The organism is Blautia sp. TF10-30, assembly GCF_003481245.1.
GTDB classification, from domain to species: Bacteria; Bacillota; Clostridia; order Lachnospirales; family Lachnospiraceae; genus Fusicatenibacter; species Fusicatenibacter saccharivorans.
Genome location: NZ_QUKM01000005.1, coordinates 46,740 through 59,405 on the forward strand (window position 1 = coordinate 46,740; position 12,666 = coordinate 59,405).

A 12,666-nucleotide genomic window follows, 5' to 3' on the forward strand; every position below is an offset into this window, starting at 1 on the left:
CGGTAACGTTTCCGGAACTCGTTATATTTACAATACCATACTCTGCATCAAAAAACAACCCCCAACCCCCTTATCATATTTACCAAATATTGAATCCTCTGTTTATTCAAAACAACGAATTTGCATTTTTGTAACGATGCAAAGCCATACATAAAAAGACAGCATGCGGGGGGCGGAACCGCTTTGGGCACTTAAAAATCATGAATTTTTCAAGCCTCCCATATAGGTTCTGTCCCCGCATGCTGTCTTTTGCGGTATCTGTTTTTCACTTAAAACTCCAGAATAATCTTTGTTCCGGTTCCAAGCGTACTCTCAATTTTAATCTTCGCATCATGAAGAATCGCTCCATGCTTCACAATGGAAAGTCCAAGTCCCGTACCTCCCGTTTCGCGGGAATGACTCTTATCCACACGATAGAACCGTTCAAAGATCCGCTCCTGATCTTCCTTTGCAATTCCGATTCCGGTATCTGCCACAGATACCACTGCCCGTCCGTTTCTTCCGCGGGAAACCGTCACTTCGACCTCACCGTCCCTGCGGTTGTACTTGATCGCATTGTCGCAGAGATTGTAGATCATCTCATAGAGAACCTGCCGTGCACCTTTGATCCGGCAGCTCTCTCCTCTCAGTGTCATCTTCACCTGCTGCTCCTTTGCCCGTATGGAAAGATGTCCCTCGACATCACGGCAGATCTGCATCAGATCCACTTCCTCCATCGGGATCGACTGGTCGTTCTCGTCCAGTCTGGACAGCTTGATAATATCCTCGACAAGAGAGCTTAACCTGCTCGCCTCACTGTGGATTCTTCCCGCAAATTTTGGAATATCCTCCGGTTTTACCATGTTATTTTCTATGATCTCCGCATATCCGGAAATTGACATCAGTGGTGTTTTCAGCTCATGTGACACATTGGCAGAAAACTCACGGCGCATCACCTCCGCTTTCTGTTTTTCTGTCACATCCAGCACCAGGATGACCGCACCGGATACAACATTGTCCACACGCACCGGATTAGCAAGAAGCTGATAGACTCTTCCGTTTAATTCCAGCATCCGCTCCTCGGAACTGCCCTCCAGAGCATGATCCAGCGCCTCCTTCAGCTGCTCATTGCGGCTGACTGTCACAATATTGTGATTGATGCACTCCTCTGCCGTCACATCAAACAAATTCTGTGCCGAGCGGTTGATGGAGAGTACAACCGACTGGTTTGTCACGATCAGACCATCCTTCATATATTCCGTGATGGCAAGATACTCCTCCTGATTATGGCGGAGCTCCTCCATCTGCTGCTGGATCTGCTTCTGCTGCTGATGAATTCTGCCAAGCAGCGGACTCAATTCCTCATACGCTTTGTTGTCCAGCGGATGATTCAGATCAATCTCATTGATCGGCTTTACGAGTGCCTTTGTCATATGGCTGACCATCATCAGCTCTACGACAAGAACTGCCGCAATCAGCACAGCCACAAGCCATATATTCCGCAGCATCACACCGAACACACTGTCCGTTGTCAGGGAAACACGGATGATTTTTCCATTGTCCAGGCGCAGTGCCGTATAATATGTTTTGCTCCGCAGCGTTTCGGAATAACGGGAAATATTGCTTTCCCCTGTCTTTTCTGCCTCAATCACCTCCGGCCGCCCGGAATGATTTCCCATCATCTTCGCATCCTCGACCGAATCAAACAGAACGGTTCCGTCCGTGTCAATCAGGGTGACCCGACTTGCTGTAATCTTTCCGGCCGGTTTATCCAGACTGTCATCACCCATCTTGTCCAGAAAATACCTGTAATACTCACATTCATTTCTCACCGAAACACGAAGCTGCTCCGCCGTATTGTTGTACATTGCCCAGCTCATGGTGAAAAAAGTCAGGATAATCGCAGCGATAATCAACGCTCCCGCATGTTGAAAGACTTTTTTACGCATCTTACTTTCTCAGCCTCCTATCCGGTATCCCACGCCGCGGACCGTCTCGATCAGCTCGCCGCATTCGCCCAGCTTCTGGCGGAGTGTACGCACATGAACGTCTACCGTACGGGTTTCTCCGTCAAAATCATAACCCCAGACATGGCCGAGCAGACGGTCTCTCGTAAGGACAATTCCTTTATTTTCCATTAAAAATTTCAGCAGTTCAAACTCTTTTAAGGTCAGGGTAACCTTCTCCCCTTTGGCCAGAACCTGATGCTGCTTTACCTGGATCTGCAGATCCCCGGTCTCCAGCACATCGTTTTCCTTCTCTTCTTTTCCGGCACGGCGCAGCACGGCACGTACCCTTGCGATAAATTCCATCATGCCGAACGGCTTGGTAATATAGTCATCGGCTCCGCAGTCCAGGCCCATGACCTTATCATACTCAGCGCCCTTTGCCGTTACCATAATGACCGGAATTTCTTTTGTTACTTCCGATGCCTTGAGGCGTGAAAGAATTTCAAGACCATCCTCTCCCGGAAGCATGATGTCCAGGAGAATCAGATCCGGAAGCTGTTCTGCAATAGCTGCATTCAGCTCTTTTCCGCTTTCCAGGCCTCTTGCGGTAAAACCGCTCGATTCCAGTGTGTATACGATCAGTTCCCGTATATTTCTTTCATCTTCCACGCAGTAAATCATCTGTTATTCCCCTTTATGGTGACCGTTAATGGAATACACAACCCATTCCGCAATGTTTGTTGCATGGTCACCGATTCTTTCATAATATTTTGCAATCATCAGATAGTCCAGAGACTGGACATCTGTGGTAATTCCCTTTCGCATACCCTGCAGAATTTCATCCTTTACCTCGTCAAAAAGATCATCCACGATATCATCGGAATCGATAACCTCCCGTGCAAGCTTCAGATCCTGCTTAACGTATGCATCGATGCATTTTGTTACCATAGAAGCTGTTGCTTTCGCCATATCCTTCAGACGGATGCTTGCATCCGGCACATCAAGACTCGTTACTTTTACGATATCCGCAATATCTGCTGCCTGGTCTCCGATCCGCTCCATATCGGTAATCATTTTTAATGCCGCAGATACCTGACGCAGATCACGTGCTACCGGCTGCTGCTGTAAAATGATGCGGAAGCAGAGATCCTCGATCTCCCGTTCTTTCGCATCGACAACCTGGTCTTTTTTGATAATCTCTTCTGCCGCTCTCTGGTTTCCCTCCAGCAGAACCTCATATGTCCGTCCGATTGCCTGCTCGCAGAGTGCGCCAAGCTCAATCAGCTCCGTGTGCAGAATTTCCATCTGCTGCTCAAATCTTTCCCTCATATCAGCCAAACCTCCCTGTAATGTAATCCTCTGTCCGTTTATCCTTCGGCATGGAGAAGATCTGTTCGGTCTCTCCGTATTCTACTACCTCGCCTAACAGGAAAAATGCGGTTTTGTCGGAAATTCTGGCTGCCTGCTGCATATTGTGGGTTACCATGACAATAGTATAATCTTTTTTCAGTTCTACCGCAAGATCTTCGATTTTGGAAGTAGAAATCGGATCCAGTGCTGAGGTTGGTTCGTCCATCAGAAGAACCTCCGGCTGTACGGCAAGAGCACGCGCAATGCAAAGACGCTGCTGTTGTCCGCCGGACATGCCAAGTGCGCTTTTCTTCAAACGGTCCTTCACCTCATCCCAGATTGCCGCCTGTCGAAGAGACTGCTCCACAATATCATCCAGCTTCGCTTTGGAACGGACACCATGGGTTCTGGGGCCATAGGCAATATTGTCGTAAATGCTCATCGGGAACGGATTTGGTTTCTGGAATACCATGCCGACCCGTTTTCGGAGTCCGTTGACATCCATTTTTCCGCCGTAGATGTTTTCTCCGTCCAACAGCATTTCACCGGTGATCCGGCAGCCCGGAACGAGATCATTCATTCTGTTGATGGATTTTAACAGGGTCGATTTACCACAGCCGGAAGGTCCGATAAAAGCCGTCACTTCATTGGCATCAATGCTCAAGTTGATATTTTTTAATGCATGAAAGTCTCCGTAATAAAGATCCATATTGGATACATCTATTTTGCTCATGTTTTTTCCTCGTCTCTCTTTTATTTCTTTGCAATTTTCTTCGCAATCATTCCAGAACAGCCGTTGATCAGAAGGACAATCAGCATCAGGATGACGCCGGTTGCATACATCTGATTCATATAAAGGCCTTCACTGGAAAGTGCATACATATGAACGGCAAGGGTACGGCCGGAATCCATAAGGCCTGCCACCTTTGCAATCGTTCCTGCTGTGAAAAGAAGCGCTGCCGTCTCTCCTACGACACGGCCTGTCGCAAGAATGACACCGGAAAGAATGCCGGGGACGGCAGATGGAAGAACAATTTTAAAAATCGTACGAAGCTTTCCGGCTCCCAGTCCAAAGCTTGCTTCCCGATAGGAATCCGGAACCGATTTTAAGGCTTCTTCTGCTGTTCGCATAATCAGCGGAAGAATCATGATGGCAAGGGTACAGGCACCGGACATCATCGAGTATCCCATTTTCAGGGTTTTCGTAAAAAACAGCATACCGAACAAACCGTAAACGATCGACGGAATACCGGAAAGGGTCTCTGCCGTAATCCGGATCAGGCCAACCAGTTTTCCGCGTTTGTTGGCATATTCAACCAGATAAATCGCCGAAAAAATGCCGAGGGGCGCAGCAAGCAGCAGGGAAAGTACTGTCATCGTAACGGTGTTGATGATTGCCGGAAGCATCGTAACATTCTCTGTATTATAGGTCCATGCAAACTGCTCCAGTGTCAGGTTTTTCACACCGTGGATCAGAATAAATCCAACCAGAAAAACCAGAACGTCAAGTGCAAGAATGGCCGCTCCCCAGGTAATTCCGGTCAGTACCGAAGAAAAAACACTTTTGTGATACGTAACCTTTGTTCTTTCTTTTTCTTTTGTATTTATTTTTACAGCTTCCATTGTATTTACAGCTCCATTTCCTTTAATCACCATAATGTACCCTCCGGTTCAGCATAGACACCGATAAATTGATCAGCAGGATAAAGACAAACAGCACAACACCCGTTGCAATCAGCGCTTCCCGGTGAAGTCCGGATGCATATCCCATCTCCAGTACAATATTGGCTGTCATGGTACGAAGGCCTTCTGTGATTCCTTTTGGCATACGAGGCTGGTTTCCGGCAATCATAATCACTGCCATCGTCTCTCCGATGGCGCGTCCGATGCCAAGAACGATGCCGGCCAGGATTCCGGATTTTGCCGCCGGGACAACTGCAAAAAAAACGCTCTGGGAATGCGTTGCACCAAGGCCAAGGCTTGCTTCATAGTAGGATTCCGGAACGCTTGTAATGGCGGATTCTGTTACACCGACCACGGTCGGAAGAATCATAACGGCCAGAAGAATAGATGCCGTCAGCATTGTGTTTCCGTTTTTGCCTGTCAGCTGTGCCATCAACGGGACGATCACAACCAGTCCGAAAAATCCATATACGATAGACGGAATACCGGCCATCAGGTTAATACCTGATTTGCAGATGCCGTAAAACTTTTTCGGACAGTAACGGGAAAGAAACACCGAAGTAAGAATGGCAACCGGCACACCCATCAGGATTGCAAGGCCGGTCACGCAGATACTGCCGACAATCATCGGCAGGATACCGAAAATGTTGTTTCCCGGTTTCCACACGGTACCGGTCAAAAATTTCAGCGGTCCGATTTTAAAAATAGCAGGAACGCCATTCATGAACAGGAAAATGCAGATCAGTGCAACAGCCAGTACGGAGCAGCACGCCGCAATCAGGAATACAAGTTTCATGATCGTTTCTCTTAGTTTCATAAGATAAATCCTTTCATTTCATTGTTTCGCGGAGCGTGTTTGAAAAAGACTTTCGTTTTTTTCCTTACGAACTGCTTTTTCAAGCACGTTCCGAAAGACAGCTTCTTTTTCTGAACATTTTCGGATACGGAAGTAAGAGCGATTTTCCATTGTTCGCCCTTACTTCTTTTTCCATTGCTTTATACATTCTTTATTTTACATCTGCCCAGTCGGTTGTGTCGCCAACATAGATGCTCTTTACCTGATCGCTGGTCAGCCCGTCGGTCGGGTTCTCTTTGTTTACGATGACAGCAATACCGTCGGTTGCGATTACGGTTGCGGTAAGTCCTAAGGATTTCTCCTCATCCTTTAAGTCACGGGATGCCATACCGATGTCGCAGAGACCGTCGCTTGCGGAAGTGATACCTGTTGTGGAATCGCTCTGCTGTACTTCGATGTTAGCGTTTGAATTTACTTGTGTATAAGCCTCTTTTAATTTTTCCATCAGTGGTGTTACAGAGGAAGATCCTGCTACCACAACCTTTTCACCGCTGCAGTTTCCTTCGTAGGCTTTGGTATCTTTGATTGCAATATATCCGTCATCTGAAACAACCTGCTGTCCGTCGGTGCTTAAGATGTAGTCCATGAAATCCTGCGCATCTGCGGAAAGACCGTCTTTTGTTACAATGTTGAACGGACGGCTTACTTTATAGGAACCGTTTTCTACGTTCTCTGCGCTTGCCTCTGCTCCGTCGATTTTCAGTGCTTTGACTTCATCATTTAAGGATCCAAGGGAGATATAACCGATTGCGTACTGGTTACCTGCCACTGTGCTCATCATAACGGAAGTATTGTTGGTGATCTGTGCATCAACGGTGGTGTTGTCTACTTTCTCACCTGCATCGTTTTTCTCTTCTACACCGAACAGCTCGATGAATGCACCTCTGGTACCGGAACCATCCTCACGGGAGATCACGCTGATCTGTCCGGAGAAATCTCCGCCTACTGCGGTGCTGTCACCGTCTGTGCTGCCATCTGCCTCTGTTGCAGAAGCCTCTTTTGTAGTGTCTGCTGTGGAAGAACTGCTGCTATCGCTGCTTCCACATCCTGCAAGCATTCCTGCAGCCATCATTGCGGTTAAGGTGATTGCAATTACTTTTCTCTTCATAATATTCTTTTCTCCTCTTTTCACACGGGATTTTTGTGATTTCTATTTTGTAAAATCGCAATCCCGACGTTTTTTACATTTCGTTTTTACAGGTTTCATCATAACAACGGCGTGTAAAATGCAAAATCTCAGAGATGTTAAGTTTATGTAAAACATGAGTTTTTTCTTTTTTACATTCCATTTTTCCGGTCGTAAACCGCTCCGTCACATCTCTCGCAAGTGGCACATTTTTTCCGCGCAGTGCAATCCTGCCCAAAGGATCTTTTTCTCCGCAGGAAATTCCAACAAGATTTCCCATAGAAAAAAAGGCTCCCCGGAATACTCTTTTTTCAGAGTATTCCGGGGAGCCTTTTTCTAAAGTATATGTAAAAGCGGATATTCGCAATCCTCTTATTCCGTCACCGGCACGTCAAGCTTTTCGGACGCTTCTTTTAACAGGTCAATGATCGGCAGATGCTGCGGGCATACACTCTCACACTGACCGCACTGCACGCAGTCTTCTGCTTTTCCCGATGTTTCCAGCAGCTTTTTATAATAATTTTTCGCGCGGTCTTCTTCTCCATACAGGCGGATGGTATTCAATGCCTTGAATACATCCGGAATCGCGATTCCCATCGGACATCCGTCGCAGCAGTAACGACAGGCGGTACATGGAACCGCCGGACTCTTTTTCAGCGCTTCCTGTGCTTTGGCGATCACTGCTTTTTCTTCCTCGTTTAACGGTACAAAATTTCGGAAGGTTTTGATATTATCCTCCATCTGTTCCTCGTTTGACATACCGGAGAGCACGGTTGCAACACCCGGGAGAGAAGCCGCAAAGCGGAGTGCCCAGGACGCAATCGATGCATCCGGATGAACGCGTTTCATCTCTGCTTCAATCTCTTTGCCTGCTGATGCAAGGGAACCGCCCTTTACCGGCTCCATAACAAGGAACGGCATATCGTATTTCCGAAGCACCTCATACAGATGTCCGGACTGGATCAGCGGATTGTCCCAGTCAGCATAGTTCATCTGGATCTGGACAATTTCAACCTCCGGATGCTCGGAGAGAATCTTGTCAAGCAGCTCCGGCGTTCCGTGGAAGGAGAAACCAAAGTGTTTGATCAGTCCCTCTTCTTTTTTCTTCTTGGCCCAGTTAAAACAGTCGTATTTCACATAGCCGTCATAGTTTGCGCCGTCCTCGACACTGTGCAGCAGGTAATAATCAAAGTAGCCTGCTCCGGTGCGCGCGAGCTGATCATTGAAAATGCGGTCACGCCCCTCAATGCCCTCGTCCATCATCCACTGCGGAAGTTTGGTTGTCAGAGTAAAGCTTTCTCTCGGATGACGCTCTACCAGCGCTTTTTTCACGATGCTCTCCGATTTTCCGCCGCAGTACATATAGGCGGTGTCAAAATAGTTCATTCCGGAGGCAAGGTACGCATCGACCATTTTACAGATCTGCTCCAGATCCAGTTCTCCGTCCTTCTCCGGAAGGCGCATCATGCCAAATCCTAATTTCGGCATTTTTGTTACATCTACACTCATGATAAAATCCCCTTTCTTTTCCGCGGAAAACCTTCGTTTCCTCAGTATTGTTGAGAAAATTGTAGCATTAAAGTATACTTGAAAGTCAATAGTTTTTTTTATTTTCGTCAAAATTTTTCTTTGACTTTTTCCGTTTCCGGTGGTATTCTGATAAAAAATTATGATTACAAAAGGAGTAGCACTATGATCTGGAAAAACCAGTTTCTTCACCTCACAAATGGCGATGTTTCAGCTGTTTATGGGGATAGTGCGCTCTTTTTTAAGTAAACTTCACATCTTGTATTCTTAAAATCACACAGAAAATGCACGTATCTCCCCATCAGAATTTTACTATATTTTGACAAGGAGATTTTTTTATGTCTGAGAAAAATACCAGAAAACAAATACGAACTTTATATCTTATGACCACGGTCGGCTATTTTCAGATTGCGGCGGCTTCGTGGGTTGCACTGCTCGCACTCCGTGGATTTTCGCTGCTGCAGATCGGGATGCTCGAAAGTATTTTCCATATCGTGAGCCTCTGCTTTGAACTCCCCTCCGGCGTTGTCGCCGATGTTTTCGGGCGACGGAAAACGCTGATTGCAAGTCAGATGGCCTCCCTGATTTCCGGTACGCTGATGATTTTTTCCACCGGCTTTGCTACAACGGCGCTTGCGCTTGGATGCAGTGCGCTCAGCTATAACCTTGCATCCGGCACACGGGAGGCACTTGCGTATGACAGTCTGAAGCAGAACGGGGACGAATGGTTTTATGCCCGTTTTTCTTCTACCGAAATGATGCTGTACCGTATCACCAATTCCACCGCAACGCTCTGCGCAGGCCTTGCCCTGTGGCTGGGATACCGGCGCGCGTATGCGATTGATCTCTTCTTCGGGCTGATTGCGCTTGGCGTTTCATTCCACCTTGCGGAAGTAAAAACGGACGCAACACCAGTTCATTATCCTGTTGGACAGGAAATCGTTTCGGTTGTGCAGGAAAGCTGGCAGTTTCTTGTCCGTGAGAAAAAAGCAAGAAATATTATGCTGGTGAACGCACTCATCGGTGCCGTTTCCACGCTGGTTCTCTTCTTTTTACAGGCGAAGCTGCCACTCACCGGCATGAACAGCGCGCTGCTTGGACCTGCCCTCTTCGTGATGGGACTCGGCGCGGCACTGGGATCGCGGATGACGGCATACTTTCACAAATACCGCTACCGCGCGATTCTGCTGTTTGGCACGATCGGTGTACTTTTCGCCTTTCTTATGAGCTTTACCGGACTGCCGGCCCTTATGGTCTTCGGCGGATTCATCGGATCCTTTTCCGATGATTTTCTTGAAGTCCGGACCGATATTCTGCTCAATGACATGATCCCGTCCAAGCAGCGGGCGACGCTGATGTCGGTGAACTCGTTTGTCTTTTCCATGATTATGATCGTCCTTTCCACCGTATTTGGATGGATCATGTGATCGTCAAAAATTTACTTACATTGAAAAAAACGCTCATCAGTTTTTTTGCTGATGAGCGTTTTTTTCAAAAAATGATCAAACACCGCCGCTCCCTGCCAGAGCGCCGTCCGGGGTCTGCGGGGGTGTGCTTCCCCCCTCCACATTCCCCACCACTTTTTCTTTCTTCAACCACTTCCAGACATCGCCATATACGCGGTACTTCTCTTTCTCGTTCAGTATTTCATGCCGCATTCCCGGATACAGCTTTCCTCTGACATTGCGGTACCCGATCAGCCGCATATGGTCAATGGATTTTTTAAAGCGCCGCACATTCACATAACACGGATCATCCCCGCCGGACAAAAACAGCACCGGCAGCTTCCGGTTTGTGCAATGCCATCCATGAAATCCATACGTCTCCTTCAGCAGATCATTCAGCGCAAAAAAAGCATCATCCGAAAACGTAAAGCCACAGAGCGGATTTTCTTCATACTCCCGCACCACCTCCGGGTCCGAACAGCACCAGGCGAACCGGCTCTTCTCATCCGCAAACCGCGCCGCAAACGATCCAAACGACATCGCCTCCAGAAGATTGCTCCGATGCCCATCCCCGAGCACCGCCGCTTCCGCGTGTCCTACAGCCGCCCCCAGCGGCCGCAGATAATTTTTGCTCGGCGAACCGCACACAATCAGCGCATCCAGCTCCTGGTCGTGTTCCTTCGCGTATGCGCGCACAACCAGGGATCCCATACTGTGTCCCATCAGAACAAACGGAAGATCCGGGTACTTCTTCTTTGCCCACTTCGTGACAAGAAACAGATCCTCCACAAGTCCTGCGCCGCCTGCGCCGTACATAAATCCGAGGTCCTGCTCCGACTTCACACTCTTTCCGTGCCCGCGGTGATCATGAATCACACACACTACACCGTGTTCCGCCATAAACTCCATAAACGGCAGATACCGCTCCTTGTATTCGCTCATTCCATGGCTGAGCTGCAGAAGCGCCGTCCGCTGTACGCCCTCCTCCGGCTCCACCACAAGCCCGTCAAGCATCAGTCCATCCACCTTCGACTGAATCGTAAAACCTCTTTGCATTGCACCTTCCCCTTTCTTCCAGAACGATGCCGAACTGCCCGAAATTCTAAACCTCCGTGTCCTCCGAAATTTCCGGCGGAACCGCAAACGACAATGTAATCCGATCGTAGCACTCCTCGCACAGATCAAACTCATGCTTTTCCAGGTCCTTCCCGGAAAAGTACCCCCACGTCATGTCGACCGAGCAGATCCCCTCCAGCAGCATTCCATTCTGTATTTTCATGCTTTTTCCGCAGCAGTTACACACCGCCGCTTCCAGCTCATTTGTGTTTTTGTTGTATTTCCGCATTTTTCTTCCTCCCGTGTATCAAAAAACGTTTCTTTCTTCGTTCCTGACACAAAACAGAAATCAGATTCTCCTGTGTCCTGTCGATTGTAACACATCTTTCCCGCCATTCCTACTGGGAATGAAAGGAAAGTCCTGTGCGTTAAATGCGTATACAATAACAATTTCTCTCTACCTCTTCGGAACCGATTCATCCGTCCGGCTCATCAGTACTGCGTCCTCCTTCGGGAGATCGTAGTACCCCTTCCTGAGGCCGTCCTGCACAAAGCCAAGACTCTCATACAGATTCCGCGCCGGCGTATTGCCGATGCGCACATCCAGATGAATCACGCGCACCTTTCTCTCCTGCATCCGACGGAACAGCTCTTCCATCAGTGCACGGCCGATGCCGCGTCTTCTCGCTTTTTCTGCCACGCAGACATTTGTGATCTCACTCTCATCAAAGGAAATCAGGATTCCGAGATATCCTAAAATTTCACCGTCCTCCTCTGCTACAAGAAACAGTGCGTCGTCACGGATCAGAAATGTAAAAAATCCGGTTTCTGTCCACGGAATCGAAAAGTTGGCCTCCTCAATCGGCATCACCTGCTCCAGATCATCGATCTGCATTTCACGGATTGTGATCATTCGCTTTTTTCTCCGTTCTCCTGTTTTTTCACCACATCGGCATGCTTCACAGATTCCCGCTCCGCTCTTTCACGCTCCGCCTGCGATTTTCTCAGGTATTCCGGCTCGTGCTCTTCTGCCGTCTGAATCTTACCTTCTTTGTAATAAACCTCAGCCAGTGCTCCGACGGCTGCCGCTCTCTGGCGGTTGACGTGTGCCGGTGCAAAGGAAAACGGAATCGTCAGCAGTGCCTCTAATTTTTCCCGGTAAACCGCAACGCCGTCCCCGAGGAAAATCACTTCGTGGTCGAGGCAGTTCAGGCCCTCCGCCAGTGCCTCAATGCTCATCGTATCCTGTTCCCAGACCGTATCGAGACGATGATCCGTGTAGCAGTAAACTCCGGTATAGACCTGGTTTCTTCTCGCATCCATGATCGGGCAGACAAATTTGTTAGTATCCCAGATATTGTACGCGATTGCCGCCGTCGTTGGAATGGAAATCAGTGGTTTTTCAAGTGCCAGACCAAGTCCCTTGGCTGTTGCAGAACCGATGCGAAGACCGGTAAACGAGCCCGGACCTCCGGCAACTGCAATCGCATCGATCGTCGAAAGATCCAGCTCTGTCATGTTCGAGATTTCATCCAGCATCGGAAGCAGAGTCTGGGAATGTGTTTTTTTATAATTTACGGTGTATTCCGCAAGCAGTGTGTCATTTTCAACAACAGCCACCGAAGCCACCAGGCCGGAGCTGTCCAGTGCAAGTATTTTCATAATTTTTTGTTTCCTTTCCGATATTTCCTTCCT

At 48.3% G+C, this 12,666-nt stretch carries 14 protein-coding genes; 1 reads left to right on the forward strand and 13 read right to left on the reverse strand.

Annotated elements, in window-relative coordinates:
- Positions 1–269: 269 nt before the first annotated feature.
- The 9 genes from DXD02_RS06420 to DXD02_RS06460 all read right to left on the reverse strand — a co-directional run bounded on the left by DXD02_RS06420 (position 270) and on the right by DXD02_RS06460 (position 8,452).
- Positions 270–1,928 (reverse strand): ATP-binding protein, encoded by a 1,659-nt coding sequence (locus tag DXD02_RS06420; protein ID WP_117802079.1) that lies wholly within the window; start codon positions 1,926–1,928, stop codon positions 270–272.
- Positions 1,929–1,937: 9 nt separating this feature from the next.
- A complete protein-coding gene (locus DXD02_RS06425; RefSeq protein ID WP_022462258.1) occupies positions 1,938–2,609 on the reverse strand; it encodes a winged helix-turn-helix domain-containing protein in 672 nt (223 codons plus the stop codon).
- A gap of 3 nt (positions 2,610–2,612) precedes the next feature.
- Complete coding sequence (gene phoU, locus DXD02_RS06430) at positions 2,613–3,257, reverse strand: phosphate signaling complex protein PhoU (RefSeq protein ID WP_117804708.1); 645 nt, start codon at positions 3,255–3,257, stop codon at positions 2,613–2,615.
- 1 nt (position 3,258) lies between these two features.
- Complete coding sequence (gene pstB, locus DXD02_RS06435) at positions 3,259–4,011, reverse strand: phosphate ABC transporter ATP-binding protein PstB (protein WP_022462256.1); 753 nt, start codon at positions 4,009–4,011, stop codon at positions 3,259–3,261.
- Between the two features lie 20 nt (positions 4,012–4,031).
- Positions 4,032–4,934 carry a phosphate ABC transporter permease PstA gene (pstA, locus tag DXD02_RS06440; protein WP_243106444.1) on the reverse strand — a complete coding sequence of 301 codons (903 nt, stop codon included), beginning with the start codon at positions 4,932–4,934 and terminating at the stop codon, positions 4,032–4,034.
- Positions 4,924–5,778 carry a phosphate ABC transporter permease subunit PstC gene (gene pstC / locus DXD02_RS06445; protein WP_022462254.1) on the reverse strand — a complete coding sequence of 285 codons (855 nt, stop codon included), beginning with the start codon at positions 5,776–5,778 and terminating at the stop codon, positions 4,924–4,926. The genes pstA and pstC overlap by 11 nt, the downstream gene beginning before the upstream one ends.
- Positions 5,779–5,968: 190 nt before the next feature.
- Complete coding sequence (locus DXD02_RS06450; protein ID WP_118666583.1) at positions 5,969–6,925, reverse strand: substrate-binding domain-containing protein; 957 nt, start codon at positions 6,923–6,925, stop codon at positions 5,969–5,971.
- Positions 6,926–6,998: 73 nt separating this feature from the next.
- Entirely contained in the window at positions 6,999–7,223 is a 225-nt protein-coding gene (locus DXD02_RS15420; RefSeq protein ID WP_118666584.1) for a hypothetical protein, read from the reverse strand.
- Positions 7,224–7,315: 92 nt separating this feature from the next.
- The gene (locus DXD02_RS06460) at positions 7,316–8,452 is read right to left on the reverse strand and encodes an aldo/keto reductase (protein ID WP_243106442.1); all 1,137 of its coding nucleotides are present in this window, start codon (positions 8,450–8,452) and stop codon (positions 7,316–7,318) included.
- A 356-nt stretch (positions 8,453–8,808) separates the two neighbouring features.
- Here DXD02_RS06460 and DXD02_RS06465 point away from each other — a divergent pair, with 356 nt between their 5' ends.
- Positions 8,809–9,897 carry an MFS transporter gene (locus DXD02_RS06465; RefSeq protein WP_118666585.1) on the forward strand — a complete coding sequence of 363 codons (1,089 nt, stop codon included), beginning with the start codon at positions 8,809–8,811 and terminating at the stop codon, positions 9,895–9,897.
- A gap of 75 nt (positions 9,898–9,972) precedes the next feature.
- Here DXD02_RS06465 and DXD02_RS06470 read toward each other — a convergent pair whose 3' ends face one another.
- The 4 genes from DXD02_RS06470 to tsaB form a co-directional block, all read right to left on the reverse strand.
- Entirely contained in the window at positions 9,973–10,971 is a 999-nt protein-coding gene (locus DXD02_RS06470; protein ID WP_118666586.1) for an alpha/beta fold hydrolase, read from the reverse strand.
- A 46-nt stretch (positions 10,972–11,017) separates the two neighbouring features.
- A complete protein-coding gene (locus tag DXD02_RS06475) occupies positions 11,018–11,260 on the reverse strand; it encodes a hypothetical protein (RefSeq protein ID WP_118666587.1) in 243 nt (80 codons plus the stop codon).
- Between the two features lie 168 nt (positions 11,261–11,428).
- A complete protein-coding gene (rimI, locus tag DXD02_RS06480) occupies positions 11,429–11,884 on the reverse strand; it encodes a ribosomal protein S18-alanine N-acetyltransferase (RefSeq protein ID WP_179965869.1) in 456 nt (151 codons plus the stop codon).
- Entirely contained in the window at positions 11,881–12,633 is a 753-nt protein-coding gene (tsaB, locus tag DXD02_RS06485; RefSeq protein WP_117804712.1) for a tRNA (adenosine(37)-N6)-threonylcarbamoyltransferase complex dimerization subunit type 1 TsaB, read from the reverse strand. Before tsaB ends, rimI begins: the two co-directional genes overlap by 4 nt.
- Between the last annotated feature and the right edge of the window lie 33 nt (positions 12,634–12,666).

Coding starts and splice junctions, on each gene's coding strand:
- DXD02_RS06460 (WP_243106442.1), bottom strand. CDS start 8,452: ATGAGTGTAGATGTAACAAAAATGCCGAAATTAGGATTTGGCATGATG.
- rimI (WP_179965869.1), bottom strand. CDS start 11,884: ATGATCACAATCCGTGAAATGCAGATCGATGATCTGGAGCAGGTGATG.
- DXD02_RS06450 (WP_118666583.1), bottom strand. CDS start 6,925: ATGAAGAGAAAAGTAATTGCAATCACCTTAACCGCAATGATGGCTGCA.
- pstC (WP_022462254.1), bottom strand. CDS start 5,778: ATGAAACTAAGAGAAACGATCATGAAACTTGTATTCCTGATTGCGGCG.
- DXD02_RS06465 (WP_118666585.1), top strand. CDS start 8,809: ATGTCTGAGAAAAATACCAGAAAACAAATACGAACTTTATATCTTATG.
- pstA (WP_243106444.1), bottom strand. CDS start 4,934: ATGGTGATTAAAGGAAATGGAGCTGTAAATACAATGGAAGCTGTAAAA.
- DXD02_RS06425 (WP_022462258.1), bottom strand. CDS start 2,609: ATGATTTACTGCGTGGAAGATGAAAGAAATATACGGGAACTGATCGTA.
- DXD02_RS06420 (WP_117802079.1), bottom strand. CDS start 1,928: ATGCGTAAAAAAGTCTTTCAACATGCGGGAGCGTTGATTATCGCTGCG.
- tsaB (WP_117804712.1), bottom strand. CDS start 12,633: ATGAAAATACTTGCACTGGACAGCTCCGGCCTGGTGGCTTCGGTGGCT.
- DXD02_RS15420 (WP_118666584.1), bottom strand. CDS start 7,223: ATGGGAAATCTTGTTGGAATTTCCTGCGGAGAAAAAGATCCTTTGGGC.
- DXD02_RS06470 (WP_118666586.1), bottom strand. CDS start 10,971: ATGCAAAGAGGTTTTACGATTCAGTCGAAGGTGGATGGACTGATGCTT.
- DXD02_RS06475 (WP_118666587.1), bottom strand. CDS start 11,260: ATGCGGAAATACAACAAAAACACAAATGAGCTGGAAGCGGCGGTGTGT.
- pstB (WP_022462256.1), bottom strand. CDS start 4,011: ATGAGCAAAATAGATGTATCCAATATGGATCTTTATTACGGAGACTTT.
- phoU (WP_117804708.1), bottom strand. CDS start 3,257: ATGAGGGAAAGATTTGAGCAGCAGATGGAAATTCTGCACACGGAGCTG.